Consider the following 23,294-nt stretch of genomic DNA (forward strand, 5'->3'; position numbering starts at 1 on the left):
CTACTCGTTACCTTCTTTTTGCTTCTCTTTCTCAGAAAGGTACTCTTCAAATGAAGGTGGTAGGGCTAGTGCATCGTTCCACTCAGGCATGCTCGGCGTTTCAGCCGTTGGCATTAGAGACACACCTTCTTGCTGACGTTTAAGCTGTAGCGCTCGAATATAGTTGTATTTACGGTGACTGATTGAGTTCATAGTAGCGCCGTCACGCACAATCGTAGGCTTTAAAAACACCATTAGATTACGCTTACGCTTGCTGGTAGACGTGGTTTTGAAAAGGTGACCAAGAATAGGGATATCGCCTAAGAGTGGTACTTTAGACACACTTTCTTGTACGTCTTCATCAATCAATCCACCTAGTACGATAGTACCGCCATCATCAACGATCACTGTGGTTTTGATTTCACGTTTGTTGATAGAAATATCTACCGAGGTTGCACCGCTTACGCTCGACACTTCTTGTTCAATAAGTAGCTGAACAGCATCGCCTTCGTTTATTTGCGGTGTCACTTTAAGTTTGATACCTACTTCTTGACGGTCTACCGTTTGGAACGGGTTAGAGTTGTTCGCGCCCGTTGTAGTACCGGTAATAATCGGTACTTCCTGACCTACAATGAAAAAGGCTTCTTCATTGTCCATAGTGGTAAGGTGAGGTGTGGCAAGAATATTAGAATTGGTGTCAGTGCTTACCGCTTGGACAACAGCGCCCCAGCCATTTTCGATAACACCGGCAATCAACCCATTAGCTCCACCTAAAAGACTTGCTAGTGAAGTATAGTCGCCTTCATCGGTGGTAGTCACAGTTACCACTTCACCGTCGTCGGTAACATAGGCTTCAGTGTCTGTATCATCTTCTGCTTGCTTAAGGGCTACGGCTAATGAACCTACAGGAACTACACCGTTGCTAAACTGCGTGCCGCCACCTTGTTCTGAAACCCATTGTACACCTAGCGTTGTGCCATCGCCTTCAAACACTTCTACGATAATAGCTTCAACTTGTACCTGTGCACGGCGAATATCCAGCTGTCGTACAACCTCTTCTAGCGAGCGCATCATGTCTGGCTCTGCAGTTATAACGATGGCGTTAGAATCTTCATGCGCATCAATGCTGATTTCGCGGTTTGAACTTGCTCTACGCGATGTGGTACCGCTGCCTTGCTCTTCTGCTTGGATACTGGCTGATACACCTTGAAGAACTTTAACTAAGTCTTCTGCCTTTGCGTAATTAAGAAACAGTACGCGTGTGTTGCCGTTAGACTCAAGTTCCTGATCCATACGCTGAATAAGGTTAATGAGGCGCTGGCGTGCTTTAACATCGCCACTCACTATAACCGAGTTAGTTCTATCGTCAGCTACTACGCGAGGCTCTGACTTTGCGCCTGTATTCGCTTTGCCTTGTGATTTGTTGATACTTTCAATAATACGTACCATCTCAGAGGCTGAAGCATAGCGAAGCTTAACAATCTCTACTTCTTCGTCACCAGCGCGGTCTACGCGTTCAATGATTTCAACAAGACGATTAACCACTGCAGCACGGCCCGTTAGCATCATCACGTTTGATGGGTCGTGGCTAACCACGTTACCGCCGCCCGCTTGGTCATTTAGCTGTCGTAAAATAGGGGCTAGTTCACGTACCGGCACGTTATAAACAGGCACTACGCGGGTAATAAACTCATCGCCGTCTTGTTGTGCGCCTTCCACTACTGGAATATTAGAAGTTTTCGCGTCTTTAGAGCGTACAACTTTTAAGATGCCGCTTGGCATTTCAACTACAGCAAAGTCGTAAACTTGGAGTACGTTTAGGAAAAATTGATAGTACTGATCTTCATTAAGCATGTCGTAACTGCGTACGCTTATTTTTCCACGTACGTTAGGGTCGACAATAATGGTTCGCTCTAGGTTTTTACCAACAATATTAATGAATTCATTGATGTCAGTATCTTTGAAATTAGGCATGTATTCAGCGGCAGTCACCGAGAAACACAGAAGCGCTGTGCACATGGCGGTGCCTAAGCGAGATAATAGTTTATGGCTAGTGCGCCTTTTCATTCTAACTTCCTTCATTTCCTAACATGTCGATGGCTGAATTGCTTGCACAGTTACTGTGCTGACCTCTACACAAACGCTTACCAGTAAAAAACGAGCCGTTACCGTTTTAGTTGTTGTTACGCCTCGGGTAAATCTAAGTAGAGCGTGGTTAAACTGCCATCTCGAATAATCGTTAATTCTATATTTTGTGCATTGCGTAGCTCAGACAGTGCCTCTTGCGATTGTTGCAAGTCGGTAAGGTCTAGCCCGTTAATTTGGGTAATGACATCGCCAGCCTGAAGCCCGGCCGATTTGAATAACTCAGGCTCTTTCCCAGGACTAACTTGATAACCAATAAGTTGGCCTTCCTCGGTTTTCGGCGATATCGAAATAAAATCTGTAAAGCTAGCAGGCCGTTCACGAAGTGCCGCAGTTGCCTCTAATGCTTCATCGCTAAGCTCGACGGTATCTTCTTCTAATTCATCTTCTGGCTCAGGGCGATTTCTTGCCTGCATTTCACGGCGACGATTAGCTTCGTCGTAGTCAATGCCGTCTAGCATCAGGGTTTCGTTTCTCACCCCGTTTTTAATAATGACGCGATCGTTATACACCTTTTGCAACGTGGCATTGGTGCCTTCAATCTTTTCACCCAAGCCATACACCGCTTGGCTCCCACGATTTTCAATAATCGCGGTACCCGCTTCCTGCTCTGAACTGGCTACAACGCCCGTTAAGGTTAGATTCAAACGGGTTTCAGGGGCGTCGGTCACTTCTGCAACGGGTTCAGCAGGTCTAGCTGCCGCATTACCAAATAAATTCAGCTGTTGTATTTTTGCAATGTTGACCCCACTTTTGCCTGATGACGATGAGATAACCGGAGCACGGCTTACTGTGGGTGTCGCAGATAGTTGAGGTTCAGGTATAATTCGCCACACGAGTTTGGCAGCAAACGCAATTAAATACAGGCTAAGCAGAACCACTACTATGGTATGTAGCTGTTTTTGATGCTGGCTTAGATAAACAACCAGAGATTGTGGATTGGGTTTATTGAATGTCATGCTGCCACTAATGGTACTGCTTTATTATAATATAGTGAATTTTTGGTTAACCGCGCTTTAGCAAACCCATAATAGCCTAGTAAAGGTGAGGGTCAAACACTAAAGCCGCACCATTACGAAATTATTACATGAGCCAATCGGAAAGTAACAATACACCACAAAATGTTAGGCTGGACAAGTGGCTATGGGCTGCAAGGTTCTTTAAGACGCGCGCCATTGCGAGAGACATGGTGCAATCGGGAAAAGTCCAGTACAACGGGCAACGGGCCAAACCTGGTAAACATGTAGAGCTTGGAGCCATGATTAAAGTTCCCGCGGGATGGGATATTCGCGAAATAAAGGTGCTAGGCTTAAGCGACAAGCGCTTGAGTGCGCCATTGGCACAAGCTCTTTTCGAAGAAACGGCTGAAAGTGTAACAAAACGTGAAGAAAACCAGGCTGCACGAAAAATGAGCGCTTTTCACAGTCCTAAACCAGATCATAGACCTGATAAAAAGCAGCGAAGACAGATTATTAAATTTAAGCAGCAATAATGAGCTGCTAAACAGGATTACTTATGAGCGATTTCGATAAATTACACCGCTTCCTATTTACTCAAGCTAACGTTCGTGGCGAACTGGTTCGCCTGGATGAAAGCTTGAAGCAAATAGTGCACAGCTATGAATACCCAGTGCAAATTCAAACTTTGCTAAGTGAAATGGCTGCGGCGACGTCACTTTTAACGGCAACCCTTAAGTTTAAAGGTGAAATTTCACTGCAAATTCAAAGTAAAGGGCCGGTAAGTTACGCGGTATTAAATGCCACTCATGAGCAAACACTTCGCGGTGTGGCGCGCTGGGATGAAACACTGGAAACGCTGCCAGATACCTTTTCTGAGCTATTGTCGCAGGCCGTATTGGTTATTACGATTACACCAGATGAAGGTGAACGTTATCAGGGTGTTGTAGCTTTAGATAAACCGTCTCTTGCTGAATGTATTGAGGGCTACTTTGCTCAGTCAGAGCAGCTTGCAACCAGCGTTCATCTGATGACAGACATGAGCGACCCTAAAAATGCGAAAGCGTCGGGTGTATTGCTTCAGGTTCTACCTACCGATGCAAGCGCAACCGACGTGTCGCAGGCCAATGAATTTGCTCACATCTCAAAAATTACCGAAACATTGACCAAAGAAGAGATGTTTTCTTTGCCTGTTGAAGACATTTTATACCGTCTTTATCACCAAGAAGATGTGGAAGTGTATCCAGCTAAAGACGTAACCTTTGCCTGCTCATGCTCGAAGGAACGCAGCGCAGAAGCGCTTCGTCATGTAGAGAAGTCTGAACTTCACGCGATTATTGCTGAAGAAGGCGCGATCAAAATGAACTGTCAGTACTGCCATGCAGAATACCGCTTTGACAGTATAGACGTTGAAGCTATTCACAGTGGCAACTTCGACGCTCCTTCTTCTAATCAGTAACTACTTGTTTACTTCTGTGTTAAAGCACCTTCTTTCAAAGGTGCTTTTTTATTTCAGAACACCTCGCAGTATATCTCAATTCATTCGCTCAACACTTCACTTGTGGTCAAAAAATGCCCAGCAGTAAGTGTTTAACTTTTCTCCACAGTCCCACTTTCCTTTTTCTCCCGGTTTCAGTCAAAGTTTTCACTCGCTGTTTCAAAAAAAATTTAATTTTTTATTTTGAAATTCATCGATCAATATAGGTTTTCTAATCCCTATTTTTGCATTTATATCCAAGGTAAAGGCTTTCCTTGTAATTAATTTACAATATTTATGAAATTAGTATGTTCTAAATAGTGAGTATGCGTTTTATAAATGCTCTAAAGGCCTTGTTTACATTACACTCAAAGAGGTGATACTTTTTTGAAAGTGCTTTTGAAAAATTACATATAGGGTAACAGCCATGACCGCAGCAGCCTCAATTCAAACGGAACTGAAAGTAACGCCACTTATCGACCTGCCAAATGCAGAGCTCATCGAACGCGCCGTATTGCGCGGAGAAGGTGTATTAGACAAAAACGGCGCGCTTGTCGTTGAAACCGGCAAACGTACCGGTCGTTCTCCAAACGACCGCTTTATTGTGAAAGAGCCAACTACCGAAAACGACATCGATTGGGGCAAAGTTAATAAGCCTTTTGACGCCGACAAATTCGATGCACTGTGGGATAGAGTAGAAGCTTACCTGTCTACCCAAGAACACTTTCTTTCACACCTTCAAGTGGGCTCTGACCCCGAACATGCCTTATCTCTTGAGGTAAGAACGCAAACTGCTTGGCAGCATGTGTTTGCTCGTAATCTATTTATTATTCCACAGCAGTGGAATGTGAAAGGTGACCAGCCTTGGCAAATCTTAAACGTACCTGGTTTCACCTGTGAACCAGAGCGTGACGGCACAAACAGCGACGGCACAGTTATCATCAACTTCGCCAAAAAGCGCGTGTTGCTTGCTGGCATGCGTTACGCAGGTGAAATGAAAAAAGCCATGTTCTCAGTGCAAAACTTCCTGCTTCCAGCAAAAGACGTGCTCCCTATGCACTGTTCAGCTAATGTGGGTGAAGAAGGCGATGTGACTCTGTTTTTCGGTCTTTCAGGCACAGGTAAAACTACGCTCTCAGCTGACCCTAAGCGTTTCTTGATTGGTGATGACGAGCACGGCTGGGCACCAGGTAGCGTATTTAATATCGAAGGTGGTTGTTACGCTAAATGTATCGACCTATCTCAAAAGAACGAGCCAGTTATTTGGAATGCGATTAAGTTTGGCACTATTTTAGAAAACGTAGTGCTTGATGATACGCGTACACCAGATTACACCGACACATCGTTAACCCAAAACTCACGAGCGGCCTACCCACTTTCACACATTGAAAAGCGCGTTGCTGAAAACCGTGGTGGAGAACCTCGCTCGGTCGTATTTTTGACCTGTGACGTAAGTGGCGTATTGCCTCCTGTTTCTGTACTAACTGAAGAAGCTGCGGCGTATCACTTCCTAAGCGGTTACACAGCGAAAGTAGGCTCTACTGAAATTGGCTCTACTAGCGATATTGAATCAACCTTCTCAACTTGTTTTGGTGCGCCTTTCTTCCCGCGTCCGGCAGGCGTGTATGCTGAGCTTCTGATTAAGCGTGTTAAAGCGTTTGGTGCAAAGGTTTACTTAGTTAATACCGGTTGGACAGGCGGCCCTTACGGCACAGGTAGCCGTTTTGATATTCCTACTACGCGCGCCATCATCGATGCGATTGTATCGGGTAACTTGGCTGATGTTGAAACCCAGCACATTGACGCGTTAAACCTAGATGTGCCAGTGGCAATAGACGGTGTAGACAGCAATTTGCTTGTGCCACAAAACACGTGGGCAGACAAAGAGAAGTACAACGAATATGCCGCTAACTTAGTTAACGACTTTAAACAGAACTTTGAAAAATATGACGTTAGCGACGCTATCGTTAAAGCCGGGCCGGGTAACTAATACCCCGTTCGCCCCTTCCCAACGTTCATCACACTCAACGTGATTGATGTTTTGCCCGCACCGTGTTGCGGGCTTTTTTTATTGCTGTTAACAAATTTAACATTATGAATACGTATGTTTATTTAAGTTGAGCAATGCACTGGCTATCATTCACGGTACACAAGTAGGCTTTTAATTAAGCGCGCTTCGTCAATTAAGTGCGCTTCGCTAGGAAGCATAAAAAAGGTTTTGAGCATGATAGACAGGAAACAGCGTATAGCACTTGCATGTGCTAGTTTGGCATTTTTTTCGGTAAATGCGCTAGCGGAAGTTCAAACAGCAACACTTGAAAACGCAACGCTTACCATTGATACGGATACTAATGATTTTAAGATAAAGGCGCTGCGTAACAACAGTTTTCAGGTAACCTATCTTACCGATGTCAAAGGTGCGCCCTACGCAAACCTACCTTCTATGGCACTTCCTGAGGAAGGCACGAGTGCAGTTACAAAAGATATCGCAGGCGATGTTGAGCTAGAAGAAACCGCAACAACGCTTACCTTGAAATTCAATAATATTTCTGCGCATGTCGATAAATTAACGCACGTTATCAGTTACTCGGTAAACGGCAAAGTAGTAGCAAAAGAACAAGGCGGACTAAGTATTTCCAGTAACGGCGTCAGCCTGTCGTTTGCGTTAGATGAAAACGAAAAACTCTACGGTGGCGGCCAGCGCGTTTTAGGTATGGATCGTCGTGGTCATAGCATGCCGCTTTATAACAAAGCACACTACGGTTACACCACCTCTTCAAATCAAATGTACTTTGGCTTGTCGGCTGTGATGTCGTCAAAAAATTATAGCGTATTGTTTGATAACACCGCTTCTGGCGAGCTAGATATTGGCAAAACGAACAGCGACGAATTGCTATTTAAGGCACAAGGCGGCCGTGCCAGCTACATCATGGTGTTGGGTGAAAATTTAGAAGACACGGTTACGAATACCGTAGCAGTAACGGGAAAACAGCCGCTTCCACCGCGTTGGTTGTTAGGTAACTTTGCTTCTCGCTTTGGCTATAAGTCGCAGCAGCAGGTCATGGATGTTGTCGATGCCTTTAACACGCAAGATATTCCTGTTGATGCCGTGGTACTAGACCTTTACTGGTTTGGTAAAGACATAAAAGGGCACATGGGGAACTTAAGCTGGGACACTGTCACTTTCCCTGAGCCTGAAAAAATGATCAGCGAGCTACGCGCTCAAGATGTAAAAACCGTGCTTATAACCGAGCCTTTTATTCTTACAACTTCAAAGCAATGGGAAAGCGCCGTTGCCAATAATGCTCTTGCTCAAAACGATAATGGCACGCCGTATACCTTTGATTTTTATTTTGGCAATACCGGCCTTGTCGATGTATTCAGTGAGTCCGGCCAAGATTGGTTTTGGCAATACTATGAAAAGCTTGCTGCACAGGGCGTTGCGGGCTGGTGGGGCGACTTGGGCGAGCCTGAAGTGCACCCTGACGATATTCAGCACATGTGGCAGTCTACAAAAGTAAGCGGCGCAGAAGTGCACAATGCCTACGGTCATCAGTGGGCGAAAACCGTGTATAACAATTTAACTGCGCTACAACCCGACACGCGCCCCTTCGTACTGATGCGTTCAGGCTTTTTGGGCAGCCAACGCTACGGTATGGTGCCGTGGACAGGCGATGTGAGTCGAAGCTGGGGCGGACTTAAACCTCAGGTAGAGTTGGCACTTCAAATGAGTGTTTTTGGAATGGCGTATACCCATTCTGACTTAGGTGGGTTTGCCGGAGGCGAAACCTTTGATGCCGAGCTTTATACAAGATGGCTTCAGTTCGGTACTTTTTCGCCGGTATTTAGGCCTCATGCACAGGATAATATTGCCCCAGAGCCTATTTTCCATGCCGACCCGGTGAAGTCTATTGCGCGCAAGTTCATTCAGCTTCGTTACGACATGCTGCCTTACAACTATTCGATGGCATTTGAAAATGCACTGAACGGTACGCCGCTAATGCGCCCCTTGGCCATGGAGTATAGTGAAAGCGATTGGTTTGAGAACGCCGACAGCTATTTATGGGGCGACGCGCTGTTGGTCTCACCCGTGACTAGCCCTGACCAGACCCAATGGCCGACAACTCTTCCAAAAGGCGTTTGGTTCGACTTTTTCTCAAACACCAAATACCAAGGCGGGCAAACGGTAGATTACCCGTTAACCCAAGAAAACTTCCCTGTATGGGTTAAAGCAGGCAGCTTTATGCCCATGTCAAAAGGGCTTGATCGTACAGAGCAGTTTAATGCTCGCGAGCTAGAGATACATTACTGGCACGACAGCTCTGTAGCAGCATCTTCTTACACCTATTACGAAGATGACGGTAAGAATCCAGCGTCTGTTGAAAAAGGTTTGTACACTAGTTTACAGCTACGCTCGTCAGTTGATGATAACGCTAAGTTAACCCTTTCTCTTGGCAGTGACGGCAGCTATATCGGTATGCCGAAGCAGCGCAACATCACCTACGTGGTGCACGGCTTTAGTCAAAAACCTTCGCGTGTTTTGATTGATGGCCATAGCGTGCCAGTTGCATGGGATGAAAAAGGGAAAACGCTTTCGCTTGCATTTAACTGCGACTATCAGCAGTCTGTTGAAGTTGTGATCATGCGATAATGTAAGTTGTGCTCATGAGATAAGAAAGGGCCCTGATCTGTCTTACTAGGCAGTTTTCCCAAGGGCACACTTTCTAAGTTAAGGGCGCTACCTAGATTGTGCCCTTACAACTACATCCGCTGTTTCCCAACTGATATCAACTGTGGAGCCTAAATGAGCCGACTTCCCGCGACCATTGTTATTTTTGCCGGTTTTTTCTTAATTGGTAAGTTATTTCTTTTATGGGGAATACTTCTACCTGATATCGCCGCCGACCTGAATATGTCTGAGGTCGTCAGTGGTGCTTTGTTCTCGCTGTTTTCGGTAGGCATGATGTTGGGCGCAGTGATTGGCGGTAAATACGCCAGTCGCTTCGAGTACATGCCGCTATTAGCGACCCTGTTTAGCATGAATACGGGGCTGCTGCTTTTAGTCTCAGTACTGTCATCTTGGCAATGGTTTCTGGTGTTAGCTGTTTTGATTGGGGTGGTAAGCTCAACGATCTTTACCATAGGTCACACACTAATCGCGCGGATGTACGCTGAAAAGCGCTTTACTATGATGGGCTTAATGGACTTCATGTTCAGCTTAGGTACGTTTGCTGCGTCGTTTTTTGTAACACTGTTATATTTTATTGAACAAAACTGGCGATTGCCTATTCAAGTAGTGGCTGGCGTGATGATCATTCTATCGTGCTATACCTATATCGCTGCGCGGTCGCAGGCAAAAGTTCTCAAAGGTCAGCCAAAACAGCCTAAGAAAACCTTGGCATTTGGTACCATCATCAAACAGCCCGTTTTTATGTTTCTAGCCTTGCTCACATTTGGTTATGGCGCGGTAGAGTTTGGTAACGCTAACTGGTTTGTAAGCTATGCGCAAAACGGCTTAGACTTTAGCGGTGAACAGTCGCGTAATCTACTCGCATGCTTTACCGCAGGTATGGTTATAAGCCGTCTGACCTTTCCATTTCTGCTTCGCTTTGTGTCACTCCATCGCATGATAGTGCTTATGGCTACGGCTTCCCTTGCTGGTGTCTTTGCGCTTAAGCTGATGCCAACTTTCTATGGCATAGGCGCGGGTAATTTATTGCTAGGTTTAGGACTAGGTGGGCTATTCCCGCTTGCACTGTCTGCGGCAATGAATATCGACAGCGACAACGGCCCTGTGCTTTCTGGCATTGCGATTATCGGCAATTCTACCGGAGTGCAGGTCGCTTCTTTTTCTACCGGGCTTTGGGCTAACTTTGTACCGCTTACCACGGCATTTTGGGTGATTCCAATAGGGGGGTGTGTGCTGTGGCTAGCTTCTTACGGTTACAGCAGAAAGATAAAGTACCACAAAGACCCCGTAGGCTGAGCGCTCTGAGAAGGCTGAGAAGCCTAAGAAAGTAGAGAAAGCTGGCTTTGTGAGAACAAACATTTCTAGCCGGTATGCATAGCGCTACAAATTAACGGTGTAACGCTGTGCTATTTCTTTTCGGGCAGTTCAGATAGGTATGGCAGGTAAAACTCGGCCACTAGCCCTTGCTGCGGATGGTTTCTTAGTGTCACCTCACCGTCATGGGCCTCTACAATTCTTCGAATAATGGCAAGTCCTAAGCCAGAGCCTGACGAGTTACGGGCTTTATCGCCTTGTGCAAACGGCATGAAAACACTGTTTAATTCCTCTTCAGGTATGCCTGGGCCAAAATCACGCACTTTGCAGTACACACGCTTTTCGTGACGGTTATAGAAACTGCTAATGGCGATTTCATCAGAGCCGTATTTGAAGGCATTTTCGATGAGGTTATCGATGACTCGCTTCATTGCAATACGCCGCAGCGATAATGGCGGGATGGTGTTAAGCTTTAATTCAATATGATGTTTATCATCCAAGTGCCTTGCTTGCACCAGCTCTGCAATAATCGCGTTTAAATCGGTTTCTTGAGTCACTTCTTCGGTGTCGTAACGTGCATAGTCTATGAACTGGTCGATGATAGCGTTCATGTCCTCTATGTCGTTCACAATGCCGTCTTTTATCCAATCTTGATCTTCTGGCAGCATTTCTGATGCAAGGCGAATGCGAGTAAGCGGCGTGCGCAAGTCGTGAGAAATACCTGCGGTCATGATATTACGATCGTTCTCTAGCTGCTTTATGCCCTGATTCATACGGTTAAAAGCGCGAGTAACCTGGATCATTTCCGTGCTGCCTTGTTCGCGAAGCGGCGCTGGATGCTCACCTTTACCCACGGCAATTGCTGCTTTTTGTAAGGCTGATAATGGCCGCGTCATGCGCCTTACAAACAGCCAGCCACCCGCTACGCTCAATATCCCAATCACCATTAAATACATAGTCAGTGGGGAGATATTCGCTTCGTTAAGTCCTGAAATAGGAATAGAAATCCAGGTGTCTGGGTAGCGATTAAGCGATATCCACACAATGTAAGGCGCGTTTTCGTCGCTAGCTTGTGTGGCTGTGCTAATGCGTACATCGGCAAGCTGCCTAAGCTGTTCACTAACCTGCGTTGATATATAGCTGTAATAAACCGCGCTTTCTAGACCGTTCTCTCTCGCTACGCTTTCATCAAATACTTGAACCTGTGTTTGCTGAAAGTAGCTGTCACGTGTTTCTTGATTAGTCACCAGTAAATCGTTAGCTAGTACCGACTTTACTTGTGTGGCCAATAAGCTATTAATTTGCTGGTAGCTAGGATGAATAAAGTAATAGGTGACCGAGATGTAGGACACAATTTGGTTTATGAGCAACAACACGCCAATAAGCATGACGGTTTGGCCAAATGCACTTTTGGGAATTAAACGCATAACATGCTGTCACTGTGGGAAATGAGCCAGTGTCTGTAATGACAGTATGTGAACGCGTAGCTAGCCGTCATGAATACATACTTCACTAACGAACTGGCTAAGGCGGTAGCATCCGCCGTATCCATCATAGGTGCTAAACTTGTTCGCCATCAGGCACGAATACGTAGCCCAATCCCCACACAGTTTGAATGTAGCGCGGGTTGGCTGGGTCGTCTTCGAGCATTCTCCGAAGGCGAGAAACTTGAACATCAATACTGCGTTCTAGGGCGCTGTAGTCTCGGCCTCGTGCTAAGTTCATCAGCTTGTCTCGTGACAATGGCTCGCGGGGGTGAGTAACCAAAGACTTCAATACTGCAAACTCGCCGCTTGTCAGAGTGAGCGGCGTATCGCCTGCTGTCATCTCACGGGTGGCGAGATTAAGTTTGTAATTGCCAAACTCCACAATTTGCACGTCTTTAGACGGTGCGCCCGGCGCTTCGCTGCTGCGCCTGCGCAATACTGCTTTCGCGCGGGCTAAAAGCTCGCGTGGGTTAAATGGCTTTGGCAAATAATCATCTGCACCCATTTCAAGGCCAATAATGCGGTCAACTTCATCGCCCTTTGCGGTAAGCATAATAATGGGCATGTCGTTTTCTTGCTGACGCAGTCGGCGACAAATAGATAAACCATCTTCGCCTGGTAGCATTAGATCTAAAACCATAAGGTGAAAATTCTCGCGCTCAAGCAGTCTATCCATTTGCTCTGCGTTGGCCGCACTGCGAACTTGATAGCCTTGTTCTAGCAAATAGCGCTCTAATAGGCTTCGCAGACGCATGTCATCATCGACAACGAGAATTTTAGAGGTTTCCTGACCCATACTCATACCTTTTGTTTTACGTTTGTTTCACTATAACCACAAGATGTGAAATACAAAAGCGACAAAAGCGTAAAAGATAGCGCATGTTTGTTACAAATAGTGTCTAAAGCGGGTACGGCCCCATGTTGCTATGTAACGCTACTCAAAGTAACGCTAATCAAAAGTAGCGATATTAAGGGCTTTAGTATTTGCCGTGCCGTTAAGTGTCTCCAGATATAACTGTGTTATGGCACCAGTGCCCTGGTGCGACTGTTCGAAGAACTGATCGCTGACTTTTAAGGCGAAGCGCTGCCATGCACCCGCGTATTTCGATAAAAAGGCCTCATGCCCCCATTCCCCTTGGCGCAGTTTTACGCGTGCTGGTGCGAAGAAAATCTCTGCATTAAGCAGTTTGGGGTTGGGCTTTTCTTCGGCTTTCCAATCTGTTGCACCAATTAAGGTTACCTCGCTTAAACTATCGCCAAGCAGCTCGCTAAGGTTATTAATTAGCGTACCGTTAGCTGCGAAATCAAGAAGCCAGTAGCGCGAATCGCTTTTGTCACTCGTAAGCGCATTAAGGTCATCATAGCTATACACCGCATCGTAGCAGTCAGACGCTTTGACCATATCTACATTTGACTGAGAGGTTAACCCAACCACTTGATAGCTGGCGTTTCGCGCCGATTTTTGATCTTTTAGTAACTGTGCTGTACCCAACGCGGTTTTACTTGAAGCGCTCGATAGCAGTAAGGTTTCACCCTTTGCTTTCTCTGCCACATAGTCATCAAGCACAAACGAGGTCATATAAAGAGGCCTGAAATTTAGCTGCCATGCCTCACGGTCTTTGTTGTAGCCAGGGTCCGCTGCACAGCGTAGATATTGGTCGTAAACGGGGCTAATACTTTTGCGTTGTTCGTGAATGTCAGAAAAGCCATGAGATGCGACTTTACCAGCCTTTATTACCCAGTGGCTCGCCATAGGAAGGTAACCAAACACTTTCTCACCTTCGCGAATATCAGGGTGGTTCGAGGCTTTGACTGTGGCAAAGCCCCAAACAGGTACTATTCCGAAGCCGTTTGGGTTATCACCATTGTCATCACTTTGTGGTGGAAAGAAACCCCAATAACCCATTTTAAAACCCAATGCCGCGTAGGTGATGTTATTGGCAGAAAAGCCGAAACTATCGGTCTCAAGCAATACTTCGTCTTGCTGTAAATCGCTTACGTTTATATCGCAGTGAACAACTTTCGTGTTAGAAAGGTCTTGCTGATCTATCCAAATCTGCTGGCTTTGAAATGTAGTCATAATAGATGCCCGACGGTCATAGAACTGGGTTAAAAGGCCCAGTTGAAAAAAGCTTAGTCAAAAAAAGCTAAGCAGCTATAAACCTAGACTGACGCAGAGGAGTAGCCATTACGACTTAATGTTTTAAATATATGCCTATAGAAGTGGTGTATACAGCCTGAAGCTACTCGTCGGTGTTAAGCCAATCCATCTGATGGCCAGCGCGGCGCTTTTTATTCAGAATATCTTCAAGCAGCGGAGTTAGGATAAGCTCCATTGCCAACGCTATTTTACCACCTGGCACCACTAGCGTATTGATACGCGACATAAATGAGCCGTCAATCATTTGAAGCAAGTAAGGATAATCGACATTCTTCATTTCTCGTCTGAAGCGGACTACAACAAAGCTTTCATCTTGGGTGGGAATTTCCCTAGCGCTGAAAGGGTTCGAGGTATCAACGGTCGGTACGCGCTGAAAGTTAACGTGAGTGCGAGAAAACTGCGGCGTGATATAGTGGAAGTAATCGTCTAGGCCGCGAACAATACTGCTCATCACCGCTTCACGAGAATGGCCACGATCAGTGGTGTCGCGCACAATTTTTTGAATCCACTCTAAGTTTACAATCGGCACCATGCCGACCAGCAAGTCCACGTGCTTTGCGACGTCATTTTCTTCAGTTTTAACGCCGCCATGTAAACCTTCATAAAACAGCAAATCAGTGTTTTGAGGTAAATCTTGCCACGGTGTAAAGGTGCCCGGCATTTGGTTAAAAGGAACGGCTTCATCAAAGGTGTGAAGGTATTGCCTAAACTGTCCCGTCCCCGAACTGCCATATTCTCTAAAAAGCGTCTCCAGCAGTTCAAAGTCGTTGGCTTTAGGGCCAAAATAGCTGATATGCCTGCCTTGTTCTTGGGCTTTACGAATTTCTACTTCCATTTCTGGGCGAGTGAAACGATGGAAACTATCACCACCAACTACTGCAGCATTAACATTTAAGTTCCTGAAAATATGGCGAATAGCATTGGTCGTGGTAGTAGTACCCGCGCCGGAAGAACCTGTTATAGCAATAATAGGGTGTTTGACAGACATAGGAATTCTTTTTGGAAATGACGGTTACTAGTTATAAGCTGATGTGCGACAAGAATCAAGGGGCGACCCTACGCGCGCAGCCTAATTTAGGTCATGTGTTTTGGCGGAAGCCAGCGCGGAATCAACGATCGAGCTTATGATGATGCTGCAACAAACGCGTTATTAATTTTGCTTCTTCTTCATCTAAATCTAGTAATCTTCTTACGTGTTCTAAATGATGGATGTCATGCTCACTCAACTTTCCATCGTCTAATGCACTTTGTACCGTATCTTTAAACCGGTCCCGTTTTAACTGCATCTGGGTGGTATAGCTTGACGATAAAATGCCCGCAGGTAAGGCATAAAAGCATATGCCCATGATAGTGATAAGCCCACCAAATACTTTGCCTAATGCTGTAACGGGAACGGCATCGCCATAACCTACGGTAGTTAGCGTGACCAGTGCCCACCACAAAGACGCGGGAATACTACTGAAGACGTCGGGTTGCGCAGCATGTTCGATATAGTAAATGCAGGTGGCGGCGATAACAGTGAAAAGCAAAAGTACGCTAATAGCAGCAATGAGGCTATGCGACTCGTTGCGCAATACGGTGATAAGGGTTTGCATTGAACGGGAATAGCGACCAATTTTCAAAATTCGAAGTACTCTGAAAACCCGTAATATACGTAAATCAAATGCCACGAAAACGCTTAAGTAAAAAGGTAGTATTGCCATTAAATCCACCAGTGCCATAGGACTTTTTATATAAGCCCAACGTTTTTGCCATGCCGTCGTTTTTTCTTGGGAAATGCCGTTAGCTTTGAAAGTTCGGGGAGGCGCCGATGCACTGCTGTAAACGCGAAGTATGTATTCAACAGTGAAAATATGTACCGAAACGACCTCAATGATATGCAATTCATGCTGCCAAATGGTGGGAATACCCGGTACGGTTTCTAGCATCATGGCCGCTACATTTACGATAATCAGCGCAATAAGCAATATATCAAACAACTTGCTACGTTTTTTGTATTCGTGAGCTTCGCTAGCGGGAGCAAGAATGTGATAGCACGCGTTTCGAAATGACATAGCTAAATTTATGATTTAAGAATTAACCTTGTTATATCAATAACAGAGATGAATTGGTAATCCTTCTGATAAAGAGAGACGTTACTGTGCAGCTTTTCAAACGCAGTAGGGCTCAAAACATGTTAGTTTAAACGTCAGGAAGGCAAACTAAGAGCGTATTCAGTTGAAAAGTACTAAACCGCTAGTATCAGCATTCACCTCTACATTACTTGTCGCTATGCTTGCCCCGGCAGCACAAGCGAAGCCGGACAATGTTATGTTTACCGCGAATGCACCCGTTATAGATGGCGTAGCAAATGATGCTGCATGGAAAGAAGGTGATTGGCACGACATGACCTCGCTGATGTGGGGCACCAGGCCCGAGCCCAGTGACTTTTCTGGTAGATATAAACTACGATGGGATAAAAAGGCGCTGTACCTTTTAGCAGAAATAGAAGACGACCACCTCTCAGATACCTATGCCAACCCGCTTGAGCGATATTGGGATGATGATTGCCTAGAAATCTTTATTGATGCGGATGCCTCTGGTGGCGATCACTTTAATAACTACAACGCGTTCGCTTATCACTTAGCGCTAGACAACCAAGTTGTTGATATTGGTCCGAATGAAGCGGGTGAAGCCGTGCCGCAGCTGTATAACAATCACGTTGAAAACAAATGGCAGCGAGATATATCGGCGCCTCATAAGGTTTATTGGGAAGCGGCTGTGCGTGTATTTGACGATAGTTATCAGCACGGAAAAGACAACTCACCATTAACCTTAAAAGAAGATATGGCGCTGGGCTTTATGTTGGCCTACTGTGACGCCGATGGCGGTGACAGAGAACACTTTTTAGGCTCTCATAACATTACTCCGGTAAACGGTGATAAAAACCTGGGGTTTAAGGATGCGTCTGTGTTTGGGAAAGTGACTTTAGCGAAGTAGTGAAGACCTAAATTAAGGCGTTTGAGCCTTAAAAAGGAGTTCGCGCGCCCCCTTCAGCCAGTGTATTGCTATAAGATAAACTTTATCCACTGGCTGTGGATGCTCACATATTCAATTATCGAATTACCGCTAGACAAAGCCGTAGCTGGTTACTGTTCTTTAAACAAAACAACAAGGCCTTGGGGCACTTCGGTGGTTGATAAAACATACGTCATTGAGTTTTTATTATTTAGTACATATGCCAACGCTTCTTCTTGAGAACGAAACTCTTTTGGTGGAGTTTTTCTTCCACTAAAACGCATTTGTGCCCAATACCCCTGAATACGGGATTCCGTAAGCGCAATAAACTTAGTGTTGAATATTGTCCTAGCGGTATTGGGTGGTCGCAATCCTACAGGCTCTATATCCCAGTCAGAAGAATTTCCCATAAAGATGTCTCGAATTTGCCATTTTTCAGTTGGAGCGTCTTGCGCTTCCAAGTTAGCAACAATGATGACTTCTTCGCACCTTGCGAATGAAGCAAACATGGCAAAAAGAATGGCAAACAATAGCGTGCGAGTTTTCATTAGAACACCCACTCTAGTGCAAATTGGGTGAGTACCGCATTTCTATCGAAGCTCGGATCCTTAATTTCTGAATAAAATGAGTTCTGTCCCTCCTCACCACTTAACCAAGTCACCTCAGCTTTGGCCGACATATTGTGTCTAAAGTCCCAGCGAAGCCCTACTGAAAGTGAATCAAGGTCATAGCGCGGAAGGCTATCGACTATTGCATCATAGGCAAAAGACAATGAAGTGAGTTGTGGTGATTGTCCCTTCGGAATTTGATTTGTGGGGACATCATTGCTGCTATTTGCAGAAGCAATAGTAGTAAATATTTGAAACTCATCAAAGTGATACCCAAGAGTCAGGTAGTATGCATTAACTTCAGGAACACTGATTAAATCTGATTCAATTTTAATAACTTCTGAGTAAACAAAATAATCGAGAGAGTCATATTGCAGGCTAGCTTGATACGCAACCGCGTCCGAGTCGAATCGGAAAACGTTGGCGTTTTCTGTGTAACCCGCAAGCTCTAAGAGAGTAGCGAAGTCTTGAAAGCCGGGGATGTCTGCAAAGAAGTCAGACGACACTATGGCTGAAGCCCGCGCGCGAAAGCCGCCTTTAGATATGCCTAATATAAGCCCCCGAATATCGTTTACTTCAATGGCTGTTTCTTCACCTGCACGGTCAAAAGTACCATCATAAGTGCCGTAATAAGCTTCAACTTCTACATTCAATTTGTCGAAGTGAATGCGATACGTTGCGCTTAAGCCTTCATAGTTTGAAAATAAAAAGCCGCCGTAAACTTGTTCGGGAGGCGTAATCCAGGGGTAAGCGAAGCCCACATCAAGTACGTCGCTGTAGCGGAAAAATGGGGTTCTCAATTTGCCTAGCTTAAAGCTCCAATTGGAGTTTGCGTTATACGTTAGATAAAGCCATTCAAGACCTGAATCTCTATCGTCATTAGAATGCCCAAGTAATTGGCCAGACAATTTAAGTTTTTCACTAATGCTTAAGTCCGCTTGTAACGCGAATAAGGACTGTTCAGAAAAGCTAAAATCATTTGAATAGCCTTGGAATTCAGCTTCGCTCGTGTCTAGTTGTCCCCCGACAACCCTAGCAAAGCCACTGATACCTATCGAATCAGAGAGGGAATCGCTGCTCTTCGCCGCACAGGTAAAGCATGCTAGGCATATTGTCAGTATGTAAAGGGTTTTCATTCACCATGAATTCTTTTGTACTTTGATATCGTTCAAGTATATACGCTCAAAATAAAAAGTTGCGTCTTTTTAACCCGTTAAGTGAGAGTATGTGAGCGTTGGGTGAGAGTCTGGTGTGAGCGTTTGGTAAGACAGTCAAAAAAATAGGCGATATAAAAAACGCGGCTTACGCCGCGTATTTAATGTTTGTGTTATATGCGCCGCTTATTAAGCTTCAGCTTCACGGGCAATTGCACGGTGGGCAATGTCAGTACGGTAATACACATCTTTAAATTGTATGGTTTTAAGTAGCTCATACGCTTTTTGCTGCGCTTCTGTAACGTTGTTACCCAAAGCAGTCGCACAAAGCACGCGGCCACCTGCGGTAACCACATCACCGTCTTGAAGTGCGGTACCTGCGTGGAAAACCTTTCCTTCTAGCTTCGCGGCGTCTTCAAAACCAGTTATCACGTCGCCTTTATCATAGCTGCCTGGATAGCCGCCTGCGGCAAGCACAACACCTACCGACGCGCGCTCATCAAACTCAATGGTTTTGTCTGCAAGCTCGCCTTTGCACGCTGCTTGGCAAAGTGGAACCAAATCAGATTTTAAGCGAAGCATAATAGGCTGGGTTTCTGGGTCACCAAAGCGGCAGTTGTACTCAATGACTTTTGGTGTACCGTCGGCCATGATCATAAGGCCAGCGTATAAAAAGCCAACGTAGTCGTTGCCTTCAGCGGCCATACCATTAACCGTTGGCATAATCACTTCCTGCATAATACGGTCGTGAATGTCTTGCGTAACGACCGGAGCAGGAGAATAAGCGCCCATACCACCTGTGTTTGGCCCTTTATCACCGTCAGCCGCACGCTTGTGGTCTTGGCTGGTGGCAAAAGGCAGTACGTTCTTGCCATCTACCATTACAATAAACGACGCTTCTTCGCCGTCTAAGAACTCTTCAATAACCACGCGGCTGCCCGCTTCACCAAAGGCGTTACCTGCTAGCATGTCGCGAATAGCATCTTCAGCTTCTTCAAGGGTCATCGCAACGATAACACCTTTACCGGCAGCAAGACCATCAGCCTTTACTACAATCGGCGCGCCTTTCTCGCGAACGTAGGCAATAGCTGGGTCAATCTCTGTGAAGTTTTGATACTCAGCCGTTGGGATATTGTGGCGAGCCAAAAAGTCTTTAGTAAACGCTTTTGAGCCCTCAAGCTGTGCCGCAGCTTGAGTAGGACCAAATATCATTAAACCCGCGTTAGTGAACGCATCTACTACACCTGCAACTAGCGGCGCTTCTGGGCCTACAATAGTAAGCTCAACATCGTTACCTTGAGCAAAAGAAACTAAGCCAGCGATGTCGTTTACATCAATAGCCACGTTCTCGAGCTTAGGTTCTGTAGCAGTACCGGCATTACCAGGTGCTACAAATACTGTTGAAACATCAGAAGACTGCGCTGCTTTAAACGCTAGCGCGTGTTCGCGGCCACCGCCGCCAATTACAAGTACGTTCATTAACTGTTCCGTTTTGAGTGTTTAATATTACGATTTTGGTTTGGTGAATTTTAGCGTCATGCGATTGCTCTCGCCAATCGCCATGTACTTCTCACGATCTTGGTCGTCTAGCGCCAAACGAGGAGGTAGCGTCCACACACCTTTCGGGTGGTCTGCAGTATCCATTGGGTTTGCGTTTACATCGCTACTTGCTTTAAGCACAAAACCCGCTTTTTCAGCGGCAGCTACAACGTAAGAACGCTTCATGTAGCCACTTTTCTTCATTGCTTCATCATCTGCACTTTCAGGTAGTTCATGTTCCACTACGCCCAGTACGCCACCTGGTTTAAGTGCTTTGAAGAAAGCCCCAAACGCATTGTCGATACCTTCGTCACCGTGACGCATGTACCAGTTGTGTACGTTGCGAAAGGTTAGCACCATATCAGCGCTGCCCGCTTCGCTAATATCTAGCGCTTTCATAGGGTCGAATGCGGTAAGTTCCGCACCTTCGTACTTCATGCCCGGCTTCATTTCTTCTTTGAAGCCTTCTACCGACTTTTTGTAATAGCCGCTAGTTTCATCGTCAACATAGAAGTGTGCCGCAACATATTTACCGTCTTCTTTTACAACAGAATAAAGAATGTCGGCATACCAGCCGCCACCTGGAGAGATTTCGACTACTGTCATGTCTGGTTGTAAACCAAAAAAGCGTAATGTTTGTTGAGGATTGCGATACTCGTCGCGCACTTTGGCTTTATCAGAGCGGATATCGCTCATCGCGGCGTCAGAAATAGCATCGGCACTAGCATAGGTTGCTGTTACACCTAGCGTTGCGGCTAACGCAAGTTGGGCTAACTTTTTCATTCTTATTTCCTTTTCTGTCTAGGGTAGGTAATTGTCTATGCGGACTAGTAAAACATAACATTTATTAGTAACACTATTACTACAAATTACCACAAGTCAGATCAAGCCTATCAGCTAACCCTTATTCGCATTTACGCCTTAGCATAATAATTCGCAACTTTGTCGCTTCGATAAGGTTTCACTACAACCAAGCAAATGACCTTGAGTTTACGTATTAAAAAGGGTTAAGGAAAAATAACAAACACACAGTAAAGTAACAATGTGCCACTTTACTGCGTGTTTAACTTAGGTGTTGGTTGCCCTCACTAAGCCTGCACTAAAAGATATGGTGTAGATACCTATTAGTGACGGAAGTGACGCATACCTGTGAACACCATAGCAATGCCGTGTTCATCAGCTGCATCAATCACTTCTTGGTCGCGCATAGAGCCGCCTGGCTGAATTACTGCCTTAATGCCAGCTTCAGCTGCTGCGTCAATGCCGTCACGGAATGGGAAGAAAGCATCAGATGCCATTACCGAGCCAGCCACTTCAAGGTTCTCATCAGCTGCTTTAATACCCGCAATTTTTGCAGAGTAAACACGGCTCATTTGGCCTGCGCCCACGCCTACCGTCATACCGTCTTTACAGTAAACAATCGCGTTAGACTTCACGTATTTTGCTACCTTCCAGCAGAACATAAGGTCGCGTAGTTCATCTTCGCTTGGCTTACGCTTAGTCACAACTTCTAGGTCTTCCATTTCAACCATGCCGAAGTCGCGCTCTTGTACTAATAAACCGCCGTTTACGCGCTTAAAGTCATAACCTTCAGTTAGCTGACCAGCCCAATCGCCACACGCTAGAAGGCGTACGTTTTTCTTCGCACTTACGACTTCTTTCGCTTCATCGCTTACTGTCGGCGCAATAATCACTTCCACAAATTGACGGTCAACAATCGCTTGCGCCGTTTTCGCATCAAGCTCTCGATTAAACGCGATAATGCCACCAAATGCAGACGTTGGGTCAGTTTTAAATGCGCGGTCATAGGCACTTAGGATATCGTCGCCAATAGCAACACCGCACGGGTTAGCGTGCTTAACAATTACACATGCTGGCTCTTCGAATTCTTTCACGCACTCTAGTGCCGCATCGGTATCAGCAATGTTGTTAAACGATAGCTCTTTACCTTGAAGCTGGGTAGCAGTAGCAACCGACGCTTCTTGAATGTTGTTTTCAACATAGAATGCTGCTTCTTGGTGGCTGTTTTCACCATAGCGAAGGTCTTGCTTCTTAGTAAGCTGCATATTATAGGTGCGTGGGAATTCGCTGTGCTGGTGGTCACAATCTGCTTCACAACCAGTGCTATCTAAACGGGCACCAAAGTAGTTTGCAATCATGCCGTCGTATTCAGCCGTGTGTTCAAACGCCTTAATAGCAAGGTCAAAACGGGTGTTGTACGTTAATGAGCCGTTGTTGTCGTTCATTTCAGCAAGTACGCGAGCGTAGTCAGACGCATTAACCACAATGGTCACATCTTTATGGTTTTTCGCAGCAGCACGTACCATGGTCGGTCCGCCGATATCGATATTTTCAATCGCATCTTCTAGCGTGCAATCTTCATTTGCCACGGTTGCAGCGAACGGGTAAAGGTTAACTACCACAAGGTCGATAGGCGCAATGCTATGCTCTTCCATTACCGCTTCATCGGTACCGCGACGACCAAGGATACCGCCATGAATTTTAGGGTGAAGCGTTTTAACACGACCTGCCATGATTTCTGGGTGACCTGTGTGATCAGAGACTTCTTTCACAGGTAAGCCAGCATCAGCAAGTAGTTTCGCGGTACCGCCCGTCGACAGAAGTTCTACGCCAGCGTTATGCAGCGCTGTCGCGAAATCGAGGATACCGGTTTTATCAGAGACACTAAGGAGAGCACGTTTAATAGGTTTTGGTGTTTGCATAAATTTTAAGTTTCTAATGTTGTAGTGTTGAAACAAAAAGAGCACCGATTGGTGCTCTTTGGTG

The 23,294-nt window shown here is 45.7% G+C and carries 18 protein-coding genes; 6 read left to right on the plus strand and 12 right to left on the minus strand.

Annotated elements, in window-relative coordinates; all coding sequences use genetic code 11:
• Complete coding sequence (gene gspD / locus ACXAFM_RS09965) at nt 1–2,046, minus strand: type II secretion system secretin GspD (RefSeq protein WP_474803613.1); 2,046 nt, start codon at nt 2,044–2,046, stop codon at nt 1–3.
• 116 nt (nt 2,047–2,162) lie between these two features.
• Nucleotides 2,163–3,083: a type II secretion system protein GspC gene (gene gspC, locus ACXAFM_RS09970; RefSeq protein WP_474829104.1), complete on the minus strand. Its 921-nt coding sequence runs from the start codon at nt 3,081–3,083 to the stop codon at nt 2,163–2,165.
• Nucleotides 3,084–3,211: 128 nt separating this feature from the next.
• On the opposite strand from gspC, the gene hslR reads away from it, so the two are divergent.
• From hslR to ACXAFM_RS09995, 5 genes are all read left to right on the plus strand, one after another.
• On the plus strand, nt 3,212–3,616 hold the full coding sequence (gene hslR, locus ACXAFM_RS09975) for a ribosome-associated heat shock protein Hsp15 (RefSeq protein WP_179984995.1): 405 nt from the start codon (nt 3,212–3,214) through the stop codon (nt 3,614–3,616).
• 23 nt (nt 3,617–3,639) lie between these two features.
• Nucleotides 3,640–4,539: an Hsp33 family molecular chaperone HslO gene (hslO, locus tag ACXAFM_RS09980; protein ID WP_474829106.1), complete on the plus strand. Its 900-nt coding sequence runs from the start codon at nt 3,640–3,642 to the stop codon at nt 4,537–4,539.
• 445 nt (nt 4,540–4,984) lie between these two features.
• Nucleotides 4,985–6,547: a phosphoenolpyruvate carboxykinase gene (locus ACXAFM_RS09985; protein WP_474829108.1), complete on the plus strand. Its 1,563-nt coding sequence runs from the start codon at nt 4,985–4,987 to the stop codon at nt 6,545–6,547.
• 234 nt (nt 6,548–6,781) lie between these two features.
• The gene (locus ACXAFM_RS09990; RefSeq protein WP_474829110.1) at nt 6,782–9,208 is read left to right on the plus strand and encodes a TIM-barrel domain-containing protein; all 2,427 of its coding nucleotides are present in this window, start codon (nt 6,782–6,784) and stop codon (nt 9,206–9,208) included.
• A 153-nt stretch (nt 9,209–9,361) separates the two neighbouring features.
• Nucleotides 9,362–10,543, plus strand: a complete 1,182-nt coding sequence (locus tag ACXAFM_RS09995; RefSeq protein ID WP_474829112.1) for an MFS transporter — start codon at nt 9,362–9,364, stop codon at nt 10,541–10,543.
• A gap of 110 nt (nt 10,544–10,653) precedes the next feature.
• Here ACXAFM_RS09995 and envZ read toward each other — a convergent pair whose 3' ends face one another.
• The 5 genes from envZ to ACXAFM_RS10020 all read right to left on the minus strand — a co-directional run bounded on the left by envZ (nt 10,654) and on the right by ACXAFM_RS10020 (nt 16,263).
• Nucleotides 10,654–11,988 (minus strand): two-component system sensor histidine kinase EnvZ, encoded by a 1,335-nt coding sequence (gene envZ, locus ACXAFM_RS10000; protein WP_474829114.1) that lies wholly within the window; start codon nt 11,986–11,988, stop codon nt 10,654–10,656.
• Between the two features lie 133 nt (nt 11,989–12,121).
• The gene (gene ompR / locus ACXAFM_RS10005; RefSeq protein WP_118491268.1) at nt 12,122–12,844 is read right to left on the minus strand and encodes an osmolarity response regulator transcription factor OmpR; all 723 of its coding nucleotides are present in this window, start codon (nt 12,842–12,844) and stop codon (nt 12,122–12,124) included.
• 153 nt (nt 12,845–12,997) lie between these two features.
• A complete protein-coding gene (locus tag ACXAFM_RS10010) occupies nt 12,998–14,128 on the minus strand; it encodes a DUF2855 family protein (RefSeq protein WP_474834354.1) in 1,131 nt (376 codons plus the stop codon).
• Between the two features lie 163 nt (nt 14,129–14,291).
• Nucleotides 14,292–15,197 carry a phosphoribulokinase gene (locus ACXAFM_RS10015; RefSeq protein ID WP_474803640.1) on the minus strand — a complete coding sequence of 302 codons (906 nt, stop codon included), beginning with the start codon at nt 15,195–15,197 and terminating at the stop codon, nt 14,292–14,294.
• 121 nt (nt 15,198–15,318) lie between these two features.
• A complete protein-coding gene (locus ACXAFM_RS10020) occupies nt 15,319–16,263 on the minus strand; it encodes an ion transporter (protein WP_474834355.1) in 945 nt (314 codons plus the stop codon).
• A gap of 163 nt (nt 16,264–16,426) precedes the next feature.
• On the opposite strand from ACXAFM_RS10020, the gene ACXAFM_RS10025 reads away from it, so the two are divergent.
• Nucleotides 16,427–17,188: a sugar-binding protein gene (locus tag ACXAFM_RS10025; protein WP_474834357.1), complete on the plus strand. Its 762-nt coding sequence runs from the start codon at nt 16,427–16,429 to the stop codon at nt 17,186–17,188.
• Nucleotides 17,189–17,337: 149 nt separating this feature from the next.
• Here ACXAFM_RS10025 and ACXAFM_RS10030 read toward each other — a convergent pair whose 3' ends face one another.
• From ACXAFM_RS10030 to purH, 5 genes are all read right to left on the minus strand, one after another.
• Nucleotides 17,338–17,754, minus strand: coding sequence for a hypothetical protein (locus ACXAFM_RS10030; RefSeq protein WP_474803701.1), 417 nt, complete (start codon nt 17,752–17,754; stop codon nt 17,338–17,340).
• Nucleotides 17,754–18,950, minus strand: coding sequence for a hypothetical protein (locus ACXAFM_RS10035; RefSeq protein ID WP_474834359.1), 1,197 nt, complete (start codon nt 18,948–18,950; stop codon nt 17,754–17,756). Before ACXAFM_RS10035 ends, ACXAFM_RS10030 begins: the two co-directional genes overlap by 1 nt.
• A 207-nt stretch (nt 18,951–19,157) precedes the next feature.
• Nucleotides 19,158–20,447 carry a phosphoribosylamine--glycine ligase gene (gene purD / locus ACXAFM_RS10040; protein ID WP_474834361.1) on the minus strand — a complete coding sequence of 430 codons (1,290 nt, stop codon included), beginning with the start codon at nt 20,445–20,447 and terminating at the stop codon, nt 19,158–19,160.
• A gap of 27 nt (nt 20,448–20,474) precedes the next feature.
• Nucleotides 20,475–21,290, minus strand: a complete 816-nt coding sequence (locus tag ACXAFM_RS10045; protein WP_474829129.1) for a class I SAM-dependent methyltransferase — start codon at nt 21,288–21,290, stop codon at nt 20,475–20,477.
• Nucleotides 21,291–21,631: 341 nt separating this feature from the next.
• On the minus strand, nt 21,632–23,230 hold the full coding sequence (gene purH / locus ACXAFM_RS10050; RefSeq protein ID WP_474829131.1) for a bifunctional phosphoribosylaminoimidazolecarboxamide formyltransferase/IMP cyclohydrolase: 1,599 nt from the start codon (nt 23,228–23,230) through the stop codon (nt 21,632–21,634).
• Nucleotides 23,231–23,294 lie beyond the last annotated feature (64 nt).

The organism is Alteromonas sp. ABD4_190 (assembly GCF_056160105.1).

Bases quoted from the DNA above. Each gene is read 5' to 3' on its own strand.
- ACXAFM_RS09985 (WP_474829108.1), top strand. From the start codon at position 4,985: ATGACCGCAGCAGCCTCAATTCAAACGGAACTGAAAGTAACGCCACTT.
- ompR (WP_118491268.1), bottom strand. From the start codon at position 12,844: ATGGGTCAGGAAACCTCTAAAATTCTCGTTGTCGATGATGACATGCGT.
- ACXAFM_RS10030 (WP_474803701.1), bottom strand. From the start codon at position 17,754: ATGAAAACTCGCACGCTATTGTTTGCCATTCTTTTTGCCATGTTTGCT.
- ACXAFM_RS10035 (WP_474834359.1), bottom strand. From the start codon at position 18,950: ATGAAAACCCTTTACATACTGACAATATGCCTAGCATGCTTTACCTGT.
- ACXAFM_RS10045 (WP_474829129.1), bottom strand. From the start codon at position 21,290: ATGAAAAAGTTAGCCCAACTTGCGTTAGCCGCAACGCTAGGTGTAACA.
- envZ (WP_474829114.1), bottom strand. From the start codon at position 11,988: ATGCGTTTAATTCCCAAAAGTGCATTTGGCCAAACCGTCATGCTTATT.
- ACXAFM_RS10010 (WP_474834354.1), bottom strand. From the start codon at position 14,128: ATGACTACATTTCAAAGCCAGCAGATTTGGATAGATCAGCAAGACCTT.
- ACXAFM_RS09995 (WP_474829112.1), top strand. From the start codon at position 9,362: ATGAGCCGACTTCCCGCGACCATTGTTATTTTTGCCGGTTTTTTCTTA.
- hslO (WP_474829106.1), top strand. From the start codon at position 3,640: ATGAGCGATTTCGATAAATTACACCGCTTCCTATTTACTCAAGCTAAC.
- purD (WP_474834361.1), bottom strand. From the start codon at position 20,447: ATGAACGTACTTGTAATTGGCGGCGGTGGCCGCGAACACGCGCTAGCG.
- hslR (WP_179984995.1), top strand. From the start codon at position 3,212: ATGAGCCAATCGGAAAGTAACAATACACCACAAAATGTTAGGCTGGAC.
- ACXAFM_RS10020 (WP_474834355.1), bottom strand. From the start codon at position 16,263: ATGTCATTTCGAAACGCGTGCTATCACATTCTTGCTCCCGCTAGCGAA.
- gspD (WP_474803613.1), bottom strand. From the start codon at position 2,046: ATGAAAAGGCGCACTAGCCATAAACTATTATCTCGCTTAGGCACCGCC.
- gspC (WP_474829104.1), bottom strand. From the start codon at position 3,083: ATGACATTCAATAAACCCAATCCACAATCTCTGGTTGTTTATCTAAGC.
- ACXAFM_RS09990 (WP_474829110.1), top strand. From the start codon at position 6,782: ATGATAGACAGGAAACAGCGTATAGCACTTGCATGTGCTAGTTTGGCA.
- ACXAFM_RS10015 (WP_474803640.1), bottom strand. From the start codon at position 15,197: ATGTCTGTCAAACACCCTATTATTGCTATAACAGGTTCTTCCGGCGCG.
- purH (WP_474829131.1), bottom strand. From the start codon at position 23,230: ATGCAAACACCAAAACCTATTAAACGTGCTCTCCTTAGTGTCTCTGAT.